The following is a 21,959-nucleotide window of genomic DNA, read 5'->3' on the forward strand; positions in this document are numbered from 1 at the left end:
TTAGATTTTCATCTCTTTTTTGATGGAAAGAGACTGTGATGAGATAAATAATAAAGAATAACACTAATAAACTAACGCTCATCCACAACATGTAACGATTAAAAGCGTGTTTCAAAAGGTTATGTTTAATCCTCGTTATGCTTTTAGTCATTTCTCTGATCCAATCCCTTAATACTCGCTATCCGAGTTTGTAAAAATGGTGCATAAAAAGTTAAAAACAAGTAGCAGTAGCCACTAAAACCGACAAAAAAGAAGATAGCTGGCGAGCGTGGAAACAATAAAAGAACAAATAACAGATAGGCAATCGTAAAAAGCTGTAATTGCCATTTCTGGAAAGATAAAATCATCGCATTCAACAACGTTTTTAAAAAGGTGTTTTGGAAAAGGATCGTTTCCATGATAGCAAAAGGAAGGATCAACATCCCGTAGACCGCTAAAATAGCATAAATAATGACAAATATAGAAAAAATTGGAGAAAGTTCAACCATAAAAAAGAGAAATCCTATTGAAGGAATCAAACTGATGAGCAAATAGACAGGTAAACTATCCCAAGAACATGCCTTAGCGATGCTCCGCCAAAAAAATCGGAGATTGCTTTCCTGTTTCTTAATAATAAACTGATACAGCGATTCAAATAGTGCGATCAATGAAATAGCAAACAGAATCATAAAAAGAACCATTAGGATTAGATATAATGTAACTCCTTGATAAATCATCAAATAAAGGTAACTAAACAGCGGTAAATTTACAACAATAAAAAAAAGATTGTTCACGACCACATAAATGATCTGTGATGCTACATCATATATTTTTTCTTCCCTTGTCAATTGAATCCCCTCCCTAACCAATGTACTATTTTACGTATCTACCTTAACATAAAAGCGTTTTCTTGTAACGGCTATTTCAATTAATTTTTCTCTTTTCTCATTCTTGCTTTTCTTCATATGACCAACTAATATAGGATGTTCTTTCTTTTTACGAACAAAACCGTACGCATTGGTTCAACTTTTAAAAAAGGTATCCCAGCTTTTGTCTGTAGACTATTTCCAGATGATTTTTAGACTTCCAAAATAACCGTTTTTTCTCTGACTCTTTCGTTCAAATTTTACTTCAACATCTATATTTCCTTTCAATTATTTAAATATTAAATAAAAAAAGTCTAATAATTTATTCTTTTATTCTCTTTATCCACACATTGATTCTTGCTATACTAAGAACGATTGAAAGTTGGAGGTGATGTGTGTGAAAGTGTACTATATTGAAGATAATGTATTCCATCAAGAAGAATTTCGTAAACAATATAATCGTAGTGCTAATTTAGCAGCAATTTCGTTAACCATCCCCTTGCCTTCTCAATTAGAAAAATTCTATGCTGACCTTGATTTTATGCCTATCCAAGACTCAGATATTTTTATTGTTGATATTGAATTGAACCGTTTTCATTCCGGGATTGATTTTAGCAAAAAAATTCGTCAGAGAAATCATTCTTGTTACATCCTGTTTTTGACGAATGACACAACTAAAGGGATGGAGATTATCAATCAAAATATTCGAGCAGATAAATACTATAGTAAAAAAGACATCATGGAAGCTGTAAATGGCTTGGAAGAATTATTGTTCAACCATTCGAATTTGCAACAAGGACAAAGTAAACTCATTAAAATCGAATCACTTTCTAAAATCTATTTAATCGACCCTAAAGAAGTCAATTACTTAAGTAAGATCACAGGTTCTCGTTCGACTATTGAATTTTTCTGTCAAACAGAATTTTTTTTGATTCATGGAAAAATTGAAGAACTAAAACAAACGTTTCAAAACTTTCATTTTTTCAATGATTTGAAGAGTTACTCCATCAATCCAGCTAACATTAAATTAGTAGATAAAAAAAACAATGAAATTGTGTTTAAAAATGATGATACCTTGATCCTTAGCCGTCGAAGTATAAAAAAATTAGTAGATTTTATGGAACATCTGAAAAATGAAAATCATTTGGTTCATTAGTCCTATACGTACAACAAAAAGCCACTTGCCTATTCAGTAAATAGGCAAGTGGCTTTTTTTTAATGGACTGTTTCTTTTTTCAAAGTTAAGATACAGTAAAAACGTTGCTCTTGTTTGTCATACTTTAAATTCAATGTAAGATTCTCATTCTCTTCTACGATTTTTTTGACACTGTATAACCCAATTCCCTTACTACTTTTCTGACTGGTTGTTCCTTTTTGAAACAATTCAGTTAGATTTTTTCCAGTGTTTTTGCTGGGATTACTAAATTCAAAATAAAAACAATCCCACAAATGTTCAACGATGATCGTGATTTTTTTTTTTTCTTTCGCCATCGTTTGATCATAATGAACAAACGCATTTTCGATAATATTTGTAAATAAGCGAATCATGTCATAGGAATTCATTGAAAGCTTGGGTATGATATGATTAACTTGGATTTTATAAGGTATCCGAAGCTCTTCTGCCCGCTTAACAAATTTGACAAAAACTCCTTGCAACAGTGGATCATAAATTTTTTGTAACTTCATGTGTAAAGCATCGTTGAGTTGCGTTTCAAAAAACTCTTTTTCTTCCCCTACGATGGCCTCTATTTCGTTATGAATTTGTTTATTCTGTACAAGATCTTCCATCACACCAACATAATTTTTATAATCATGACGAAATTCTTCTAGCTTTTGATAATATTCTTCATTTTTTTTCATGCTTTCCAAATAGATCTGATAGTATTCTTCCTTTTTTTCATTCAATAAAATCAAAAGCATAAGTAGTCCATAAAAGGAATTACTAGCAACTAAAATAAAAGAGGTTAAAAGGAAATCCAATGAATCCATCGAAAAAAGCAAATGATACCACAAAAGTGACATGAACATACATATAATCAAAAATGTCGAAAACAGACGATTTTTTTTATATGCGTATAGATAATTACTAATTCGAAACTTTTTATCTAATTCTTTCATTACAATTAGGATTGCCACTAAAAGCAAAATTTCTAGGATCGCATTCGCTAACAAGTCATAATTTTCTAAAAATCGTGGCACTTCAATTGTCAAAAAAACAGAAATGCCGATAAAATTTACACAAAAAGTATTTAATAAAAAAACAATAAATAGATTTCTTGTTTCCTGAAAAATATATTTTCCATTATAAAAATAAAGTAAAACCAAAAATACTGGCGTCCATTCAATCAGCCATATATTAAGTAGCGTTAATCCCAAACGAATGAAGCAATCCATAAAAATCCTTTTTTTTGCAAATAAAATGAGACCTATCAGTGCAAAATTAAGATGAACCACTATAATATAAATAATCACTTCCATTAACCCATCCCCCTAAGCAAACCAGTTTATCATTTTCAAACATACCACTTTTTCATTAATTGGTGCCTCCCCTTTTGACAACCAATAACATTACTGTTATAAGATAACATGAATAATAAAAAATACTAGAAAAATCGCAAGCATATTTAGAATATTTGAAAAATTCAATTTTTATTTAACCACCTTAGAGCTTAACTGTAAAACTGAATCTCACGTTACCTTAACCTTCTCGATTAGATGGAAATCCAAGTTTCATTTATTCATCTTTTTTTAGTAGCATAGAACTATCCAAACTATTTCAATCAACGAACAGTCTTCTTTGATCAGCATTTGCACCATCCTTAATAAAACAATACAAAAAAATAAGCCAAAGATAGCTTAAATACAAAAAGTAATTTTGGCTATCTTTGGCTTATTTCGCTAATTTCAATATTAAAAATCTGGATTTCAATCATTTGAATATCCCTGTTAACCAGCTCCGCTATATTTTATCAATAAAAGTAACTAAGGGGCATTGACAATTGTCCATTCCACCTGTGATGAATATTCCCCAGCATATCCACCGGGTTGAACATTTAGATAAAAATAGTTTTCTGAATTTTGTAGAATGCTGTAATTCCGGACATTATTATTAGTTGTTACTTCAGTCATAGGAAGTGTGATCGGATGTTCTTTTTCGATGACTTGTGCCGTATCACCATTTTGATAAAAAAGAGTGGCTGGTAATACTTGTTTACCATCTTTAAACTCTTCAGTTTGTGACACATTAAGTTTCCAATTCATCGGTTTTCCAGTTGTATCTTCTACTAAAAGATTGGCTGCCTGTGTCAAATTTGTTTGAATCGTATGACTAGCAACGGGGATTGACATGAAAGTCAGAAGATCTGGTACGTTTACAAATCTCACAACCCCCGCTTCTTTGATCACCTTAAATGTTTCAATATTTGATTGTTGTTGTTTTTCATTTTTAACATAAACTTCAAATTGATTTTCTCCTGCTGCTAAGTCTGCAAGTGTGAAATTCTTTGAAAAATCAACCATATTTCCAGGTTGTGTATTCGCAATCGAATCTGAATCATTCAGCTTTTTTTCAACACCATTTAACTTATAGTAAATATTGATCCACGAACCACTATCGGCTTTCCACTTGCCACTCAAGGTAAACCCTTGATCCCCCGGGTAAAGAACGAGCGTTTGATTAGCAAGATTATTTGCCAGTTCAATCGTAGGAGGTGAAGCAGGTTTGGTCATTCTTAAGACCGTTGAATCTTGTGCTGACTCACCATTACTTTTTTGGATCATCAAAGTCACATTATTCACTTCTGAAACTGATGGTAGCTGACTCAGGTCAACAGGTACACGAAATGTGCCATCACTCTTGAAGCAAGACAATAGTTCATCAGTGTTCATTATCATCCCATTGATTGTTAAGTAAGCTGTGAGATCGTTCAAAGGACCACTCCATTTACCTGTTAGCGTGATCTGCTCGGAATCTAATTCTAGATTTTTGCTCGTATCATCAAAAGATAAGGCTAACTTTTCTGATTGAAAGCTTGGCATTTCAGCAGATAAAAAATGAGTAAATCCAATATCTTTTTTCATACTATCCCAAACAGATGCACGCAAGACAAATTTATCCTTAGTGACTGCTTTTTCTGTGACTTTGGCACGATAGGTGATCGTCATTGAATCACCCGTTTTTTCCAATAATCGATAAACCGAGCAATTGTCACTATAAGGACCATCAGAGATACCGTCTGAAGCGAGCGGCAATATTTCTGTAATCCGCCCATCATAGGACTTGGAATCTCCAAATTCTGTATGTCCATAAAAGTTATAAGCCGTTATGATGTCATAGGCAACTTCCTTAGATGGAGGCATCAAATTTCCGTTACCTGTTACACCACCATGTTTATAAACAAGTTCGGGTTCTCCTAATAATTCCAACCCTTGCTCTTTATCAGGAAAAACCGTCACTAACGTTGATTGCTTATACTCTTCTTCAAGGTTTGTATCATCTTTTTTTTCTAAAACTGTTGTAACTGTTATCGTATCCCCAATCGCTGTATAATTTGGATTCCCATCTTTTACATAGGTGATTTTAGCATGGATATGTCCACCATAGATGTCAGCTTCTGATTGTCCATCAGGCCATGAATCCGCAACAACTGACTTAGTAGAGAAGGCTAGCTGAAAGAGACTGAACAAAGCAAAATAGGCGACTAGAAATAATAATTTTTTATTCACTTTTTGCTTTTTCATTTCCTTCCTCACCTACCTTTTTGTTGGAACAGTTTGTAACTTAAGAACACAATGATCCCTAATAGTAAGCCGCCTATCCCAATGATCATCGGCAGATAAGATACTTCTGCTTTTTCTTCTGTAATTGCTTCATCATTGATTTTTTTGGCATTTTCTGGTTTGATCGTAAATGTTTTTGCTAAATGCCATTTCTTTTGATTATTTTCTGTTGTCGCATCCACTGTTAACATATAAGTTCCCGGATCGATTTTCTTCTTGTTGACACTGATCGGAAAATCAAAGTTCGTATTGGGTGCGATCGACATATGATCTTTGTTTGCTGTATACAACACTTTTGATGAGCCTTTTTTAGTGATCGTCGCTTCCGTATGAACTTGACTGATGATCGTTGATGTAGGATTTTGTAAATGTGCAAAAATCGTTGCATACGAATTTTGTAACCCAGTTCTTACAGAAATTAATTTCAAATCTGGTGAGACAGGTTTACTGTTGTTCCTAAGCTCAACCCCAATAACATAAGCATACTTATTTCGAATCGCTGTTCCAGAAACTTTTTCACTTTGGTTCTCTTTTTTCGTTACATGGATACCTCCTAAAAGAATCCCGTCAAATGATTCTTTTGGCATTTTCAATTGAAAGTGCACGTCTTTTGCTTCTCCAGCTGGAATTGTTACTTCCTTTGCATCAGTGGTTAAGCAATCACTGACTTGGTATTTGGCAGAGGCATCCTTTTTAACTGTTCGTTGATTATAATCGATCACACCGTTTGTGTTGGTCGCTGCATTGTTGATCTCTATTTCAAAGACACTTTCTTTTTCTCCGACATTGGATAAATGAATGGATAGGTCGCGCGTTTCATTTGGTGCTTCAGTTAAATCAAAATAAGATACATCTTTATTTGTTTGTTCTTCAGGTATATTTGCACTTACACTATATGCAGATTCAGCTGAATCTGCATATGAGGTAAGCGAATTGACATCAAGGATTCCCCAAAATCCGATGATGCCTGTGACTAAACAAATAAAACGATGATGACGTTTATGCATCATTGTGCATCAGTTGGACCTGCAGTAAGGGTCCAAGTAATCGTTGCGGTATACTCTTTTGCTTGAGCAGAACCAGCAGGAACAGTCAATTGAACATTTGTATTGTTTCCTTCTTCTCCTTCAAATACATCTAACCAAGTTCCCTGACCATTCAGACTTTTTGCCGTCATAACTGGTTGAGCTTCATGATTGTTAAAAGTGAAATCAAAAGCATCAGGTTTGCCGCTGATGTTATCAGAAGTCGTTCGAGTATCTCCATTCGCAAATGATAGGATTGCTCCTTTTAATTCAGTGCTGTCAGCTGCTGAAAATTTTGAAGCAGTCGCAGTTAGTGACCAGCCACCAGCTACTCCTCGTTTATCTGTAATTTGAACAAATGGTTTTGCATTTGCTGCGACATAGACTTTTTTATTTTGTGAAATTTCTTGTGTACCAAAACTGATATTGGACACATAGTCAATTGAAAGTGGTCCTTGATCGCCAGTTCCATGATTGTTAGGATCATCTGGATCTACTTCGTCTGGTTTGTCGATTGGATCATCTGGATTATCTGGATTATCTGGTTTATTGGAATGGGTATCATTCCCTTCGAATGTGATCTTTGCTGTTGAAGTTGCTGAATCACTCATTTCTTCTGCATAGATGGTCATACTCATGGTATTAATGGCTAACACACTTAATAATGTAGTTGCTAGAATATTTTTTTTCATGTTTCTTCTCCTTTAGATTAAGCTGGTGCATCTGTTAATGTCCAAACAAGTGTGGCAGAATAAGTTCCTGCCAAGTTACCAGAAGGTACTTTTAATGAAACAGCTTCTGCTGACATCTGATCTTCCCAAGTCCCTAGACCGGTTGTTGCGGCAGCAAACATAATATTTTGCGCATCTTTATTTACTGTTACCGTTGCCGTTTCAGCTGCCGGAGATTGATTCTCTGTCACCGTTTTTGCTGTCCCTGCTGACAAGCTTAGTTCAGCCCCAGCTAACGCAACACCATTTTCAGTATAAAATCCTGCTTTTTCACTATCATAGCTAACTTGTAAGTTCCAACCTGCACCATTTCCTCGTAGATCAGATATTTGTGTTTCAACAAATTCATCTGAATTCCCAGCTGTATAGTTTTTTGTTTCACTAGCGATTTTTTGTGTACCGAAGTCAATATTTGAGATATAGTCAATACGTAAAGCACCGGTGTTTCCTGTTGGAATATACGTACCTGGTACATCTGGTGGATCAATTGGATCCGTTGGTTCATCCGTTTCATCTTGTTTCTCTAACCCAACTTTAGCGATACTTGTGCCATGAGTATCATCGGCTATTTCTGCATAAACGGTTGTTGCCTTCGCACTAATAACGAATGTGCTAAATAGTGCGATTGTTAAAACTACTTTTTTCATTTTTTTCCTTCTTTCCTTTTCTCAGTAAGAGGAAACCTCCTGCTGCTGTTACAATGAGTCCACCACAGATCATCAAAGAACTACTCTGCTGATCAATTGTTTTTGGGAGCTTTCTTTGCATCATTCTTTTTGTCTGCCCGTCTTTCTCTTTTGCCAGATCTTCTGATGATGCATTTGAAGGATTTGGTACAAAGCGGATCCCCGCTGTGCTTTGTACAGATTCAGCGTAGACAATCATTGTTCGCGTATATGCCTCAATGGTCAAAAAAATAAGGAACAAAAAGAAAACAATCGTCATCTTTCTCATCCACTTACCCTCACCTTTCTCTTTACAGCAAATGTAACAAAACCTCCTTTTTTTAATCTTCGCTCAATTGGGTAAATCCTATTTTACTTATATTCATTCTAAAAAAAGGCGTTTGAAACCGTTTAACCTTGCAATTTTTGCTTTTTTTGTCTTAAAAGATGAATCGAACGACTGACTGATAACAAATCGGTGTGATAGATCAAATTTCAAAATTGTTGTAGAGACAGTCAAATAAATACTTTGCTAACAATAGTTGGCTGTTTCTAACAATCTCAAAGAATATTCCACCACATTTTTCAAGCCATTAAGTATTCGTTTCACTATTTATTATGTAGACACTTAACTACGCTTCTGTCCTTAACGAAGACTCTTACAGCAATAAAAATTGACCGTAATTAAGAAGAAAGAAAAAAATCAATGGTGAACGTTTCACCCAAATCTATTGACAGAAAATTCAATTTTTTACTTTTTTTGTCTTGACACTGTCCATCATTGCTTCTATAATGAACAAAAATCATTGATAGAGAGAGTAACGAATAATAAGCATTTTAGAGAGCGATTGGTTGGTGGAAAATCGTAGGTCTATTATTTGTGAAAGTAACTCTGGAGATGCACAAGTGACGTTAGAAGTTTGTGCCGGCGATCCCCGTTATCGGATAATGCGCTTCACTATTAGTGAGTCGCTAAGAGATTGTTTATTCATAAACAAAAAAAACGGTGGTACCGCAATGTCAATTGCCCGTTGGAATAATTATTCCAACGGGCTTTTTGTGTTTTTCACCAAAGAAAGGAAAAGATTTATGCAAATTTTTTGACAAAGACGAGTCAGACGTTTAGCTTCATTTCATTTATGTTAACTAAACGATTAAGGAGTTATTTATGATGGAAAAATTATCAACAAAGAAATTATTTTTATTAGCTTCACTCATTTTCGGAATGCTTTTTGGAGCAGGTAACCTTATTTTCCCTGCTCATTTAGGTCAACTTGCAGGTAGTCATTGGTTATCTGCTGGGATTGGTTTTTTGATCTCCTCTACTTTATTACCTTTAGCTGCACTGATTGCCTTAAGCAAAACACGCTCAAGCGGGTTGTACGATTTTGCTAAACCAGTGGCTGCGTGGTATGGTACCTTATTTCTTATTATGAACCATATGGCCTTAGGACCTTTATTCGCCACTCCCAGAACTGCTGCATTAGGATATCAATTTAGTTTAGGAATGATTTTACCAGAAAAGTATACAACGATTGGCTTATTTATCTTTTCGGTTATTTTCTTTGGCTTAGCCTATTATTTATCAACTCGTGAATCAAATTTATTAAAAATCATTGGAAAATATTTAAACCCATTATTTTTAATTTTACTATTCGCTGTGTTTATCGTCGCTTTGATTCTTCCCTTAGGACCATTGGATGCCAAGCCTGTACTGGATTACCAACAAGCAGCAACTACCAACGGCTTTATCGAAGGATATAATACAATGGACGCATTAGCCTCATTAGCTTTTGGAATTACGATCATTCGTGCGCTTCAAGGAATGGGGATTCATGATGAAGATCAGATTGCTAAAAATACTGTAAAATCTGGTCTATTAACGATGGTTTTATGTGGTGGTATCTATTTGGGGATTATTGCATTAGGTACGATGTCTTTAAATCGCTTTGGTATCTCCGAAAACGGAGGGATTGCATTAACTCAAATCGTTCAATCCTATTTTGGTAAAGTGGGATTGATTTTTATGGCCTTGATGACGCTATTAGCAGTTTTCACTTCTGCGATGGGATTGATTGCCTCATTTGCCCAAGATTTCTCTGTCCGCTTCCCTAAGATCGGCTATAAAGGATGGCTTCGAATCACTACATTACTTTCTTTTATTACCGCAAACTTTGGACTTGACACCATTATTGCTTGGACCATGCCATTTTTAATGATTCTTTATCCTCTTTCCATGGCAATGATCATCCCAGCACTTTGCTCTGCCTTTTTCCAAAATCGCAGAATCGTTTATCAATTGACGACAATCTTTACAGCCATACCTGCTTTATTTGATGGTATCAAAGCATTACCTATTCAAAATCATTTGACAACAAATTTAACCAATTGGTATGTTCATACGATTCCATTTGCTTCCAGTGGTGTTGGTTTTATCCTGCCAGCAATCAGTGGCTTTATCATAGGCGTACTGTATTGTTTAATTTTTAAACAAAGAACTGAGTTAGACCCTTCTCTATCTAATTGAGTCTTGTAACGGACAAAGAGAAGTTTTACCGAAATATGACGCTTCATTTGATAATTTGAGTGAAGCCAGAAGAAAGAAGCAAAAAAGAACAATGTTGATTATCTTTTGATAAACGCATTGTTCTTTTGCTAGTTTTCATTGATTGACCTGATCTTGTAAGAGAATTTGATTGTTGATCAGATCTGAGATAAACTCTGTGATATATTTTTCTTTTTCTTCATTAGAATAGTCACCAGAATCAGCAAATCGTATTAATACTTTTTCTTTTACATGACTAAGTGCTACATTTGTTTTTAATAATTCAAATATATAGATCGATACTTCATTATCTAAAAGATAGATTTCATCATTCAAGGAAAGATAGAGGTCGTTCCCTAATTTCTCATAGGCCAATTCGCCGTTCAGTCTCACCTAATCACGCTCCTTCAGGTCATTTCTGTCTGTTTCCAGATACGATACATTTGATTTTTTATTAACTCTTGCAATAATTGACATTCAGAGCGATCCACTCCATGAATATCATTGGTATGATAATAATGTTGCGCACGACAACCACCACCGCATAAATAGCGAAAAGAACAAGTTTGACAACCAGATAAATGATGGATATTTTGAGATTCAAGCAATTCTATCTCTTTATGGTTATAAATATCAGCTAATTTGTTTTTTCTGATATTACCTAATTTATAGTCATCTGTCTCCAATAATTTACATGTAAAAATATCCCCAACTGGATTGATAACGAACTCTCCCAAACCCAAACCACAAGATTCTTTAATTGTAAATGGCTTTAAAAATGCAGATCGTTGAGCACTTTTTTCTTTGCACTCGATTTCTTTTCTTTCTTCAAAAGATAATGAAATATCTGCCATACTACCTCTTCCTAATTCGCTAAATCCACCTAATTTATAGGCGATTCCATTCTCTTTAAAAAACTCAATCGTTTGATCAACTGATTTTAAGTTATAGTTGGTAACGGTTGCATTAACGTAAATATTATGGAAACCGATATCTAAAAGATTACGGATACCTCTCATTGCTATTTCATAACAACCTCTACCACGGTTCTTGTCATTTTCTTCTTTATCAATCGAATCCAAGCTGATGGTCATTGATTCGCATCGATCTGCCAAGAATTGTGCATTCCTTTTTTTTCCAATCAAGGTTCCATTAGTGATCAAACCAACCGATAAGCCTAGTTGATAAGCATAATCGATATATTTTAAAGAATCATGATTCAGTCCTATTTCTCCACCAGTAAAAATGACTTTTTTTACACCACAGTCTTTTAATTGATCTAATAGTTGGAACCATTCAATAAAAGACAATTGATCCGGATAGTTCTTGGTCAGGTTCTGTTGCGAAGTTTGAAAATCAAACGCGCCCTCTCTGAACTCCAAATATCTTAGGCTGTTATTCCCATTAATACCTTGATTTCAGTAGACACCGAAAAGCCGAAGAGCGTTCCATTTCTTCGGTTCTTTTTATATATTCCTCGAATGGTCTCCATGCCCTTAATCGTGGAAGAGGCTGTACGGAGACTTTGATAAAATTTATTTCGTCGTTTAATAGGTCGATGGTCTTGTTCTATTAAATTGTTAAGATACTTCACAGTTCGGTGCTCTGTCTTAGTATATAAACCCACACTCTGTAACTTTCTAAAGGCGGAGCCAAGAGAAGGTGCTTTATCGGTCACAATTGCTTTCGGCTCACCAAACTGTTTATGGAGTCGTTTTAAGAAAGCATAGGCTGCTTGCGTATCCCGTTTCTTTCGTAACCAGATATCTAAGGTTAAGCCGTCCGCATCAATTGCACGATAAAGATAATGCCAACGTCCCTTAATTTTGATATAGGTTTCGTCCATTTTCCATGAATAGAAGGATTGTCTATTTTTCTTCTTCCAAAGATAATAGAGGACTTTGCTGTACTCTTGTACCCAACGATAAATCGTAGTATGACAAACATTTATTCCACAATCATATAACAATTCCTGAACTTCACGATAGCTTAGATTGTAACGCAGGTAGTAACCAACAGCGACAATAATGACGTCTTTTTTGAATTGTTTGCCTTTAAAATGATTCATTACTCTGTCCTCTCTGTCTTTTTTCTCAATTTTACACTAAAATAGATTTTTTGGAAAACTTTGCAACAGAACCACAAAAGTTATCTTAGTGATCTAGATACGCCGATCGGTGACGGTGACCATGGAAATAATATGGGGCGAGGTGTTTCCGCATTTGAAGACGCCTTTAAGAAAGAGGAACCGACAACAATCAGTGATACCTTTAAAGTTCTTTCGATGGCAATGATCTCCAAAGTTGGAGGAGCTTCAGGTCCGCTATATGGTTCAGCATTCATGAACATGATGAAAGCGACAAAGGATGTTGACGTCATCAATTCACAAGAGCAATTAGGGAAAATCATCGAAGAAGGTACAAATGGGATACAAGCAAGAGGAAAAGCTGAAGCAGAGGATAAAACAATGCTAGATGTTTGGTTGCCTGTTACGGAAGCATTAAAAAACAATCAGCTAACCGCAGACGTCATCGAAAATGCCAAAGAACATACTAAAAATTTGGTCGAAAAAAAAGGACGTGCTTCTTATTTAGGGGAGCGGGCGATTGGACACATTGATCCAGGAGCAGCTTCTAGTGCAATCTTATTCCAGACATTACTTGATGTGATTCATGGATAGAAAGGGCTATTTATAAACTGTAGAAGCCTAACTTTGAACGACAGCATAAACTGTTGCAAAAGTTAGGCTTTTTATCTGCTTTCGTGTGTCTACCTAGAGCTTTTTCTGACAGAAGTATTTACCAAAAGTTAAACGAAGAAAGTGAAAATCGAGAAGAAAGAATCACTCTTTAGCATAAAAAAAAAGAACTTTATCCTGATTAAAATAACGAAACAATCAAATATGACTTGTGCAAAAAAAGAGATGAGACCACTGCTACTTTTAGCAATGATCTCACCTCTGTTTTACTGGTTATCGTCAGGTCAAAACGGTTTTTTTACAACCTATCTGCGGTATTCAAGAAGCTGTTTTTCTCTGTTCATTCTTATTGCTTGATGCAGACCAGCCTTTTCACAACCTAACACGCGGTGTTCAAAGAGCTGACCTTCAACAATAAGTCAAAACGCTCTTTTTACAACCTCTATTCACGGTGTTCAAAGCCCAACTCCTTGAAATAAGTCTGGATTTTTCAAAACATGAGAAGCTGTTTAGAAAAATCCATTCTTATTGTCGGCGGAGCTGGACGCTTCTTTCACAACCTCTATCCTCGATCTTTTTGGTCATACACTTCTTTGACGTTGATAAATTGATCAAGTATTGGATTTTCTCCTTTTAGGTCAGCTTCGAAACGGATACCGTCAATATTGATTCTGGCGTTACGGTAGTAGTCAGTTCCTAGTTGTCCCCATGCAGGAGTTGAGGCATCGACATTGCAGAAGATATCAAATCCTTGTTGTTTCAAGTAAGCAAATTTTTGATTTGCTTCAGAATAAGGTTGCCAATCGCTGATATCAGCGCCAAATGGGTAGATCAAAATATTTGTTTTGCCTAAAATAGGTGCAACTTCATTTTGCCAACGTTCATTATCTTGTTGGATATCGGCTAAAGAAGCTTGTGTCATATTCAAGTGTCCCCAAGTATGAGAAGCAAAACTCCAACCATCTTTCTTTAATTGATCAGCAACTTTTTTGGCTGCTTCGATTTCTTTGTTTGTTTTTTCGTTATCACCATATTCTGATTTTGATGTACGGTAACCTAATACACCATTATAGCCTGTTAAAGCTAATGTTCCTTTGGCGCCTTGATAAGAAAAATCGGGATGTTTTTTAATGAATGAATCGATCAATGGAACCATATCATAGTCACCAACAGTTTCCTTCTTATTGTCGATATAAATATTCTTGATTTGGTTCTGTTTATCGACAATCAACTTACTTGGAAATCCTGAATTGTCCATGTATTCATAATAGCTGACATCGTCTTGCGAAAGAATTAACGGTTTCTTTCCTTCTGGAAGAGAAACACCTGTAAAGGTCAGTTTTCCATCTGTTCCTTTTTTGACTAATCCATTTAGATTAACAAGAACATAGTTATTTTTATATAACTGATCAATGGTTTTATTGAATTCGGAAATAGTGACCATATAATCTTTATACCCTTGTGCTTGCTGGGTATGAAAAGCCTTAGCTGGATCAACGATCAGACTATGAAAGAAGACGTGTGAGATTTTGGTCGGGTCTTCCCATTTTACCAAGGATTCTTTTTCTTTTTTCAAAGTTGCTAACAATTGTTGCGCTTCTTTGGCGTCGTCTTTTTCAAGTAAGGCGATGGCTTCATCATAATGATAACTTGCAGCAAGCTGTTTTGCTTGATCAAGCTGTTTCGTCGTTTGTTTATCTTCAACAGGTTTTGAGCTGCTGCTTGAGTGTTGAGTTGTTTGACTAGTGTTTTCTAATTTATTGTTTGTTGCTGCTTGTGTAACAAAAAAGATACTTACACCTAGAATAATAACAGTGCATACAGAAGTGACAGCCAATATGATTTTGTGTGTATGTTTCATTTTATCGTTCCCTACTACTTTTTGATTTCAAAAACCTCCGTAAGCTTTTCTTAACCTTTTGAAAAACTTCCCATAACCATTGTAACGAACATAGAAACAAGTGTAAAAGAAACTTTTGTTTTTTTTGATTTTTCTCTTATTTTCTTTAACTAGAGCGCTTTTTATGAGAAGTACTATTTTGTAAAAGTTATAAAGTGAGAGAGGTGAAAATGTTCGGATTTTCGCTGTTTTTATTTCCAAGAAAAACTAAAATAAACCCCTGGTGCTAGTTAATTTTTTCCTAGAGGAAAATGTCTAAACATGTTGGTAAATCAACAAAAAAACGCATATAGTAGTCTCAAAACTCCCAAGAAATGAGGACTACATATGCGTTCATCAAAATATACTGAACATTATACAGATACTTTTATAACATTCAAGGAAATTATGAGAACTGTTTCTAACATATACCACAATTGTGTACCAGATAAGATTAAAAACCGAAGAAACACTGATCAACTGAAGCAACGCGATACAGTGATTATTGCTTGTGTTATATGGGGCATAATTAATGGCTATACTAGCCAAAGAGCCACGTATAGAGCGGTTTGTTCCGTATTATTTCCTAATGGTGACTTTCCTAGTAGGAGTCGATTCACTCGCTTAAGTTCAAACTTAGCTTACACTATCAAGATTATTCGATACTTTTTCATAAAGAAGCTCACCAAAGGTGAACTAGTCGGAATTATAGATAGTTTTCCTAGTCCATTATGTAAACCAGTTAGAAATAGACAAGCAAAACTATTGAATCAAATAGCCAAAGTTGGCTATAACTCAACAAAAAAATCTTATTTTTATGGTCTTAAAATTCATATGATCGTTACTAAGACTGGCTTTCCGATTACTTACTCAATCACGAATCCAGGTGTCCATGACGTGAAAGTGTTAGAGACTTTATCGGAAGAAGCGAATATTCCCAATATCCTAGGGGACAAAGGATATATTAGCCATAAAATCCATGAAAAGCTTGCCCTTAAGGGCATTACTATATCCGTTCCGCCACGTAAAAACATGGATAAATCAGAAAAACTAGACCACAGCTTACTTGGAAAACAAAGAAAAACAGTTGAGACTGTTTTTTCTTCCTTAGAAAAATTAGGTTGTCAAAATTTCAACTCACGTTCTGTTAAAGGGCTAGAGAGTAGATTTGAAAGCATATTACTGGCTTACAGTGTTCTATTAAGTCGAGCACAACGACGTTTTGAAGGAACTTTGAGATATTCTTTAGGATATTAAAATTAACTAGCACCACGGGTTATTTTTATTAAATTTTATATTTGCTCTTTTCACTTTTCGGAATAAATTCACTGTGACTCTTGATACCTTCTTTGGTTCTGTTGCGAAGTTTGAAAATCAAACGCGCCCTCTCTGAACTCCAAATATCTTAGGCTGTTATTCCCATTAATACCTTGATTTCAGTAGACACCGAAAAGCCGAAGAGCGTTCCATTTCTTCGGTTCTTTTTATATATTCCTCGAATGGTCTCCATGCCCTTAATCGTGGAAGAGGCTGTACGGAGACTTTGATAAAATTTATTTCGTCGTTTAATAGGTCGATGGTCTTGTTCTATTAAATTGTTAAGATACTTCACAGTTCGGTGCTCTGTCTTAGTATATAAACCCACACTCTGTAACTTTCTAAAGGCGGAGCCAAGAGAAGGTGCTTTATCGGTCACAATTGCTTTCGGCTCACCAAACTGTTTATGGAGTCGTTTTAAGAAAGCATAGGCTGCTTGCGTATCCCGTTTCTTTCGTAACCAGATATCTAAGGTTAAGCCGTCCGCATCAATTGCACGATAAAGATAATGCCAACGTCCCTTAATTTTGATATAGGTTTCGTCCATTTTCCATGAATAGAAGGATTGTCTATTTTTCTTCTTCCAAAGATAATAGAGGACTTTGCTGTACTCTTGTACCCAACGATAAATCGTAGTATGACAAACATTTATTCCACAATCATATAACAATTCCTGAACTTCACGATAGCTTAGATTGTAACGCAGGTAGTAACCAACAGCGACAATAATGACGTCTTTTTTGAATTGTTTGCCTTTAAAATGATTCATTACTCTGTCCTCTCTGTCTTTTTTCTCAATTTTACACTAAAATAGATTTTTTGGAAAACTTTGCAACAGAACCCTTGGTCATATTTGCTTCTGCGTAACAATACACACATTTTAAATTACATTGATGTGTCAACGCCAAATAAGCGGTTTCAGGAATGGTGACTTCATTTTTTTTTACTTTTAATGGCTCATCTAATAGAAGCTGAAAGATTTTTAGTTTTTTTTGCGTAGACTCGGATAACGCTGAATACTTTCGTAGCTTCACCAACTCTAACTCTTCTTTAGAAATCACTAGCCAGCTGCTTCTTAGAACATTATGGAGAATCATTTCATCAAGAAAAGGATACGCGTATAAATTTTCCTTGATTTTCATAGATCACTCACCTCTTTTATTAGCATCACAAACGAATAATAACATTTTGACTATATTAAATAGGAAAATAAAGTCGCCTTTTTAACAGGGGAGTTTTGTAGGGCAACTTTATTTTCCAATTAAAAATGGACATCGGAAGACTAGATTAAGAACCGTTACCAATCAATAACCCACAAGAACATGGGGACAAAACATTGCCAGAGATTTTTTTTAGTACAGGTTTCGTAAACATAACAAGTCTCCTTTCTGAACTTTTAGGAAAAAGCACGATAATATTCATTTTTTTTCCTAAATATAGTATAAACTTTGAATGAAAATATTGTCAATGACGGTTCGAGAGAAAAATTATTAAAACCTTAGTTATAAAATAAAAAAAATTAAACAATTTATGCGTTTCTTTTATATAACGCTAAAATTTCTAAGACACGTTGATTTGTTCTTCTGACTTATTTGATTGGATTCATTGCTATCTATAAGTAAATTTGTTTTTATTTTATTTCATCACCTCAAATTTCCATAGTGATCATAAATTTCCATTAAGTTATTTTAAATAACGATTTTTTAAGTTTAAATTTGAAAAACACTGCTTTATCTGTTTATTTTATTCTAAACATAACGATTATTTAACGAACAAATCTATTTTTTTCATAAGAATTTTAGTATAATTACAATCTATAAAGTATATTTAATTCCTCATCAATCTGAAACTAACTTTTGAGTCATAAGGACTTTATTTTAATTCGATACCACGGTATTTAAATAAGTGGTTTAATTTCTAGGAGGGATATATTGAAAGGTTATTATTCAGTACAAGAATTAGCCGACCAACTTGGTGTGACAACTCGTTCAATTCGAAACTATCTGCACGAAGGGAAATTAAAGGGAACAAAAGTTGGAGGAAAATGGAAGTTTTCTGAACAAAATTTGTTTGATTTCCTTTACGGTGACAAGGAAAATCTAATGATCCAAAAAGATTATCAAGTGACGCTTGATGTCCCTGTCACATTAAAATTATCTCTTGTAACAGATGATTTTCACGAAATGGATGCCTTTAAAGAGCAACTTTTTAACTATCATTCAGAGGTTTATGCTAATAAAAATGATCGATTGATCCAATACACGCATTTCAAAGAAAATGAATATGATATCTTAATTGGTGGTAACTTTAATTATGTCACTAATTTCGGGTCATGGATCTATGAACAACTACAAAAACAAACATCCATTTCACTAAAAAAGAATTAGTTTTTTATTTTGAAAGAGAGACTGTGAAAGAAACGATCTGCTCTGATGACAATAAGCCTGAATTTTTTGAAACAGCTTCCCATGTTTCAAAAAATTCAGGCTTATTTCAAGAACTGGATGCATAAGCACCGTGCATAAGAGATTGCGAAAAGAGCGTTTGACCTGAATTTCTATAATAATGGTAAGTAGCTTTAACCCTTACCCCCTTGAAAGGATGGATATAGTTTCATGCCACCATCTACAAATAAAGTAATTCCTGTCACATAACTGGATTCATTAGAAGCGAGCCAAGCAGCAGCAGCGGCGACTTCCTCGGGTTTACCCACTCGTTCCATTGGTATCATGCTTTCTAGAATTTCTTTTTCTTTTGGATCTTCAAATTTTTCTGCATTAATCGGAGTTTTGATCGCCCCTGGTCCAATACTGTTGATTCGAATATTTTCTGGTGCGTACTCCATGGCTACTGTTTCTGTAAACAGCTTGACACCGCCTTTTGATGCTGCGTAATGAGCAAATGTCGGCCAAGGGATTTGTTCGTGAACGGAGGACATATTGATAATATTACCTTTGATCTGATGAGTTTTAAAATAATTCAACGCTGTTTTTGTCCCTAAAAATACGCCTGTTAGGTTCACCTTTAACACTTTCTCCCAATCTTCTAATTCCAGCTCATGGGTTGGTTTTTGCGTTTCCATACCAGCATTATTGACCCAGATATCTAAACTTCCGAATGTTTCGATTGCTGCTTTGAGCAGACGATCCATCCCTTCTTCTGTACTGACATCCGCTTCGACAGCTACTGCTTTGCCACCATTTTTTTCGATCTCGGCTACTGCTTCTTGTGCCCCTTCTTCATCCGAATGATAGTTGACAACCACACACATTTTTTCTTTACCAAAGCGTTCACAGATTGCTTTACCGATCCCTTTTGATCCTCCAGTTACTACTGCCACCTTATTTGTTAGATCTTTATACATATACTTTCCACCCTTCTTTTTCACCTACTGCATACTTCCTATATCAAGTGTACAATAGCACCCTGTCTTTTAGGCAAACGATACGCTTATTCGATCGATTTACTTTTTTCTATAATAAAAGAGTCAGCAAGCTACTTGCTGACTCGAATGATTTCACCAAAAAAGGCTTTTTTATTGTCTTCAGTTAAATTCAATACTTTTATTTAAAATAGTCCGCTGTCGCTTTTTCATCTGCTTTCAGTTGTTCAATCAACGATTCAACGTTTGGAAATTTCACTTGGTTTCTCAAAAAATGATGCCAACGGACTTTTACATGCTCTCCATAGATATCTTGAGCAAAATTTAAAATATATAATTCAACGGTAAGTTCACGATCATCACCAAAGGTATCATTATGACCGATTGATCCCATTGCTTGATACCACGTTTCACCAACTTTGATCTCTGAAACATAGACGCCTTCTTTTGGAAGATGAACAGTACTTTTAACTTTGATGTTAGCTGTTGGGAATCCTAGCAGGCGGCCACGAGCATCGCCATGGACTACCACCCCTTCGACCTCGTAAGCAGCCCCCAATAAACGTGTTACTTCATTTATTTCTCCTGCGTTTAATAATTCACGTATCCGTGTCGAACTAATCTTCTCGCCAATGTCTTCTTCTTTTGGTACAGTGATGATTTCAAATCGATTTTTTGCATAACTTGGTAAGTGCGCTACATCTGCAATTTCTTTAGGTCCGTAAGTATAGTCAAAACCAGAAACAGCATATTTTGCATGAAGTCCTACGATATATTGATCAACAAATTCTTGTGGAGCTAAATGAGCAAACGATGACGTAAAATCGATTTCGTATAAATAATCAACACCTAATAAGGCCATTTTTTCTTCTTTTTGTTCCAGAGTAGTCAAATATTTTACTTGACTTGGATTTATTTTTTTGAAGACGATTGAAGGATGTTGGTTGAAAGTCATCAAAGCTAATTTCAATCCTTCTTTTTTAGCAATTTCTTTTCCCCGATTGATAACACGTTGATGGCCTAGATGTACCCCGTCAAAAAAGCCTAAAACAAGTACAACGTCATCTGGTGGGATCTGATCTGCTTGATAAGGATGTCTAATTTTGATAATTTTCATTTTTATACCTCATTCCTCAACACTTTGCTTGGTTTTAATTTATTTTTTTCTTTTGGATTTGGCTGGTAAATACTTACTACTTTGTCTTGGTAAAAAAGTGCGATCTCTTCTGTCGGCATTTCTGCTAAGTTAAATACCTGATAATCTAAGCGCATACCATTTTTAACTTTTTCCCAAACACGATCACTAATGTCTACTCTCTTAAAACGAGCAACACCAGCTTCTAGTGGCAATAAATGTTCTTCAAAGGTTCCTGCAAGCATATAATCTGCTACTTGCTGTAAAGTGATTGACTGCTCCTTCTTCATTCCTCCACTAGCTGTTCGAGTTAGATCGGACATGTGAGCAGGATAGCCTAATTTTTTCCCAGTATCAACAGCAAGCGTTCGTACATAAGTCCCTTTTCCGCACACTACCTCAAAACGCCAAGATAGCAACCCCTTCTCTTGGTCCCAATGCACGTCACTTGTTCTTTCAAAACGTTCAATCTGCGCTTTACGCACGGGACGTGTAACTGTTTCATTGTTTCTGGCATACTCATAAAGACGTTTGCCGTTCACTTTGACAGCTGAATACATCGGTGGTATCTGAGTGATTTCCCCGATAAAACTTTTCATTGTTTCATCAATTTCTTCATCACTGATTAATCGATCAACTGTTTTACTTTCGACGACCTCACCAGATTTGTCTTCTGTCGTTGTACTAAATCCTAATGTAATCTCTCCTTGGTATACTTTTCCTGCATCGCTTAAATATTCGATAACTTTAGTCGCTTTTCCAAGGCAAATCGGTAACACACCATCAACATCAGGGTCTAACGTACCACCATGACCAATTTTTTTCATATGTAAGATTTTTCTTAATTTAAATACACAATCATGACTTGTCATGCCACGTTCTTTCCACAAAGGTAATAATCCGTCCATGTTTTTTCTCCCTATCCAATAAAATATCAACTTTGTCATTATAACACATC

The 21,959-nt window shown here is 35.2% G+C and carries 21 protein-coding genes and 1 other annotated feature; of the genes, 5 read left to right on the forward strand and 16 right to left on the reverse strand.

Annotated features, from left to right (window positions below; translation table 11 throughout):
• Positions 1 to 143 precede the first annotated feature (143 nt).
• A complete protein-coding gene (locus IGL30_RS07615) occupies positions 144 to 827 on the reverse strand; it encodes a hypothetical protein (RefSeq protein WP_123874704.1) in 684 nt (227 codons plus the stop codon).
• A 409-nt stretch (positions 828 to 1,236) separates the two neighbouring features.
• Between IGL30_RS07615 and IGL30_RS07620 the strand changes: the two genes are divergently transcribed.
• Positions 1,237 to 2,001, forward strand: coding sequence for a LytTR family transcriptional regulator DNA-binding domain-containing protein (locus IGL30_RS07620; RefSeq protein ID WP_192924244.1), 765 nt, complete (start codon positions 1,237 to 1,239; stop codon positions 1,999 to 2,001).
• 59 nt (positions 2,002 to 2,060) lie between these two features.
• Here IGL30_RS07620 and IGL30_RS07625 read toward each other — a convergent pair whose 3' ends face one another.
• From IGL30_RS07625 to IGL30_RS07650, 6 genes are all read right to left on the reverse strand, one after another.
• Positions 2,061 to 3,323 carry a GHKL domain-containing protein gene (locus IGL30_RS07625; protein ID WP_430618136.1) on the reverse strand — a complete coding sequence of 421 codons (1,263 nt, stop codon included), beginning with the start codon at positions 3,321 to 3,323 and terminating at the stop codon, positions 2,061 to 2,063.
• A gap of 504 nt (positions 3,324 to 3,827) precedes the next feature.
• The gene (locus IGL30_RS07630) at positions 3,828 to 5,585 is read right to left on the reverse strand and encodes a hypothetical protein (RefSeq protein ID WP_123874702.1); all 1,758 of its coding nucleotides are present in this window, start codon (positions 5,583 to 5,585) and stop codon (positions 3,828 to 3,830) included.
• 8 nt (positions 5,586 to 5,593) lie between these two features.
• Positions 5,594 to 6,634 carry a DUF916 and DUF3324 domain-containing protein gene (locus IGL30_RS07635; RefSeq protein WP_094940610.1) on the reverse strand — a complete coding sequence of 347 codons (1,041 nt, stop codon included), beginning with the start codon at positions 6,632 to 6,634 and terminating at the stop codon, positions 5,594 to 5,596.
• Complete coding sequence (locus IGL30_RS07640; protein WP_123874701.1) at positions 6,631 to 7,341, reverse strand: WxL domain-containing protein; 711 nt, start codon at positions 7,339 to 7,341, stop codon at positions 6,631 to 6,633. The genes IGL30_RS07635 and IGL30_RS07640 overlap by 4 nt, the downstream gene beginning before the upstream one ends.
• Before the next feature lie 17 nt (positions 7,342 to 7,358).
• Complete coding sequence (locus tag IGL30_RS07645) at positions 7,359 to 8,027, reverse strand: WxL domain-containing protein (protein ID WP_430618137.1); 669 nt, start codon at positions 8,025 to 8,027, stop codon at positions 7,359 to 7,361.
• The gene (locus IGL30_RS07650) at positions 7,993 to 8,334 is read right to left on the reverse strand and encodes an LPXTG cell wall anchor domain-containing protein (protein WP_010737766.1); all 342 of its coding nucleotides are present in this window, start codon (positions 8,332 to 8,334) and stop codon (positions 7,993 to 7,995) included. Before IGL30_RS07650 ends, IGL30_RS07645 begins: the two co-directional genes overlap by 35 nt.
• A 508-nt stretch (positions 8,335 to 8,842) precedes the next feature.
• Positions 8,843 to 9,080 (forward strand) — a binding site (T-box leader).
• A 133-nt stretch (positions 9,081 to 9,213) separates the two neighbouring features.
• Between IGL30_RS07650 and brnQ the strand changes: the two genes are divergently transcribed.
• Positions 9,214 to 10,572, forward strand: a complete 1,359-nt coding sequence (brnQ, locus tag IGL30_RS07655; RefSeq protein WP_034698322.1) for a branched-chain amino acid transport system II carrier protein — start codon at positions 9,214 to 9,216, stop codon at positions 10,570 to 10,572.
• Between the two features lie 135 nt (positions 10,573 to 10,707).
• Here the strand turns inward: brnQ and IGL30_RS07660 are convergent, their stop codons facing one another.
• The 3 genes from IGL30_RS07660 to IGL30_RS07670 are packed head-to-tail and all read right to left on the reverse strand — an operon-like array spanning position 10,708 to position 12,658.
• A complete protein-coding gene (locus IGL30_RS07660) occupies positions 10,708 to 10,983 on the reverse strand; it encodes a hypothetical protein (RefSeq protein WP_010737768.1) in 276 nt (91 codons plus the stop codon).
• A gap of 14 nt (positions 10,984 to 10,997) precedes the next feature.
• Entirely contained in the window at positions 10,998 to 11,972 is a 975-nt protein-coding gene (locus IGL30_RS07665; RefSeq protein WP_375371654.1) for a radical SAM protein, read from the reverse strand.
• A 5-nt stretch (positions 11,973 to 11,977) separates the two neighbouring features.
• Positions 11,978 to 12,658 (reverse strand): IS6-like element ISS1N family transposase, encoded by a 681-nt coding sequence (locus tag IGL30_RS07670; RefSeq protein ID WP_375371655.1) that lies wholly within the window; start codon positions 12,656 to 12,658, stop codon positions 11,978 to 11,980.
• A gap of 60 nt (positions 12,659 to 12,718) precedes the next feature.
• Between IGL30_RS07670 and dhaL the strand changes: the two genes are divergently transcribed.
• On the forward strand, positions 12,719 to 13,270 hold the full coding sequence (dhaL, locus tag IGL30_RS07675; protein WP_002333399.1) for a dihydroxyacetone kinase subunit DhaL: 552 nt from the start codon (positions 12,719 to 12,721) through the stop codon (positions 13,268 to 13,270).
• A 580-nt stretch (positions 13,271 to 13,850) separates the two neighbouring features.
• Here dhaL and IGL30_RS07680 read toward each other — a convergent pair.
• Positions 13,851 to 15,149, reverse strand: coding sequence for a polysaccharide deacetylase family protein (locus IGL30_RS07680; RefSeq protein ID WP_002290399.1), 1,299 nt, complete (start codon positions 15,147 to 15,149; stop codon positions 13,851 to 13,853).
• A gap of 366 nt (positions 15,150 to 15,515) precedes the next feature.
• Here IGL30_RS07680 and IGL30_RS07685 point away from each other — a divergent pair, with 366 nt between their 5' ends.
• A complete protein-coding gene (locus tag IGL30_RS07685) occupies positions 15,516 to 16,424 on the forward strand; it encodes an IS982-like element ISEfm1 family transposase (RefSeq protein ID WP_375371657.1) in 909 nt (302 codons plus the stop codon).
• Positions 16,425 to 16,572: 148 nt separating this feature from the next.
• Here IGL30_RS07685 and IGL30_RS07690 read toward each other — a convergent pair whose 3' ends face one another.
• Positions 16,573 to 17,253, reverse strand: a complete 681-nt coding sequence (locus IGL30_RS07690; protein ID WP_375371655.1) for an IS6-like element ISS1N family transposase — start codon at positions 17,251 to 17,253, stop codon at positions 16,573 to 16,575.
• A 31-nt stretch (positions 17,254 to 17,284) separates the two neighbouring features.
• The gene (locus IGL30_RS07695; protein WP_375371661.1) at positions 17,285 to 17,626 is read right to left on the reverse strand and encodes a hypothetical protein; all 342 of its coding nucleotides are present in this window, start codon (positions 17,624 to 17,626) and stop codon (positions 17,285 to 17,287) included.
• 789 nt (positions 17,627 to 18,415) lie between these two features.
• Here IGL30_RS07695 and IGL30_RS07700 point away from each other — a divergent pair.
• Complete coding sequence (locus IGL30_RS07700) at positions 18,416 to 18,871, forward strand: helix-turn-helix domain-containing protein (RefSeq protein ID WP_010718891.1); 456 nt, start codon at positions 18,416 to 18,418, stop codon at positions 18,869 to 18,871.
• Between the two features lie 191 nt (positions 18,872 to 19,062).
• On the opposite strand, the gene IGL30_RS07705 is transcribed toward IGL30_RS07700, so the two are convergent.
• The 3 genes from IGL30_RS07705 to truB all read right to left on the reverse strand — a co-directional run bounded on the left by IGL30_RS07705 (position 19,063) and on the right by truB (position 21,909).
• The gene (locus tag IGL30_RS07705; protein WP_034698325.1) at positions 19,063 to 19,848 is read right to left on the reverse strand and encodes a glucose-1-dehydrogenase; all 786 of its coding nucleotides are present in this window, start codon (positions 19,846 to 19,848) and stop codon (positions 19,063 to 19,065) included.
• Positions 19,849 to 20,047: 199 nt separating this feature from the next.
• Complete coding sequence (ribF, locus tag IGL30_RS07710) at positions 20,048 to 20,983, reverse strand: riboflavin biosynthesis protein RibF (protein ID WP_088744923.1); 936 nt, start codon at positions 20,981 to 20,983, stop codon at positions 20,048 to 20,050.
• A gap of 2 nt (positions 20,984 to 20,985) precedes the next feature.
• The gene (truB, locus tag IGL30_RS07715) at positions 20,986 to 21,909 is read right to left on the reverse strand and encodes a tRNA pseudouridine(55) synthase TruB (RefSeq protein ID WP_088744924.1); all 924 of its coding nucleotides are present in this window, start codon (positions 21,907 to 21,909) and stop codon (positions 20,986 to 20,988) included.
• Positions 21,910 to 21,959 lie beyond the last annotated feature (50 nt).

Source organism: Enterococcus sp. DIV1089c (assembly GCF_050530965.1).
Classification (GTDB): Bacteria; Bacillota; Bacilli; order Lactobacillales; family Enterococcaceae; genus Enterococcus_B; species Enterococcus_B hirae.

What these genes read in the sequence shown, in the direction of transcription:
- IGL30_RS07630 (WP_123874702.1), bottom strand. Translation starts at nt 5,585, where the DNA reads ATGAAAAAGCAAAAAGTGAATAAAAAATTATTATTTCTAGTCGCCTAT.
- brnQ (WP_034698322.1), top strand. Translation starts at nt 9,214, where the DNA reads ATGATGGAAAAATTATCAACAAAGAAATTATTTTTATTAGCTTCACTC.
- IGL30_RS07680 (WP_002290399.1), bottom strand. Translation starts at nt 15,149, where the DNA reads ATGAAACATACACACAAAATCATATTGGCTGTCACTTCTGTATGCACT.
- truB (WP_088744924.1), bottom strand. Translation starts at nt 21,909, where the DNA reads ATGGACGGATTATTACCTTTGTGGAAAGAACGTGGCATGACAAGTCAT.
- IGL30_RS07640 (WP_123874701.1), bottom strand. Translation starts at nt 7,341, where the DNA reads ATGAAAAAAAATATTCTAGCAACTACATTATTAAGTGTGTTAGCCATT.
- IGL30_RS07620 (WP_192924244.1), top strand. Translation starts at nt 1,237, where the DNA reads ATGTGTGTGAAAGTGTACTATATTGAAGATAATGTATTCCATCAAGAA.
- IGL30_RS07650 (WP_010737766.1), bottom strand. Translation starts at nt 8,334, where the DNA reads ATGAGAAAGATGACGATTGTTTTCTTTTTGTTCCTTATTTTTTTGACC.
- IGL30_RS07685 (WP_375371657.1), top strand. Translation starts at nt 15,516, where the DNA reads ATGCGTTCATCAAAATATACTGAACATTATACAGATACTTTTATAACA.
- IGL30_RS07670 (WP_375371655.1), bottom strand. Translation starts at nt 12,658, where the DNA reads ATGAATCATTTTAAAGGCAAACAATTCAAAAAAGACGTCATTATTGTC.
- IGL30_RS07645 (WP_430618137.1), bottom strand. Translation starts at nt 8,027, where the DNA reads ATGAAAAAAGTAGTTTTAACAATCGCACTATTTAGCACATTCGTTATT.
- IGL30_RS07695 (WP_375371661.1), bottom strand. Translation starts at nt 17,626, where the DNA reads ATGAAAATCAAGGAAAATTTATACGCGTATCCTTTTCTTGATGAAATG.
- IGL30_RS07625 (WP_430618136.1), bottom strand. Translation starts at nt 3,323, where the DNA reads ATGGAAGTGATTATTTATATTATAGTGGTTCATCTTAATTTTGCACTG.
- IGL30_RS07635 (WP_094940610.1), bottom strand. Translation starts at nt 6,634, where the DNA reads ATGATGCATAAACGTCATCATCGTTTTATTTGTTTAGTCACAGGCATC.
- ribF (WP_088744923.1), bottom strand. Translation starts at nt 20,983, where the DNA reads ATGAAAATTATCAAAATTAGACATCCTTATCAAGCAGATCAGATCCCA.
- IGL30_RS07705 (WP_034698325.1), bottom strand. Translation starts at nt 19,848, where the DNA reads ATGTATAAAGATCTAACAAATAAGGTGGCAGTAGTAACTGGAGGATCA.
- IGL30_RS07690 (WP_375371655.1), bottom strand. Translation starts at nt 17,253, where the DNA reads ATGAATCATTTTAAAGGCAAACAATTCAAAAAAGACGTCATTATTGTC.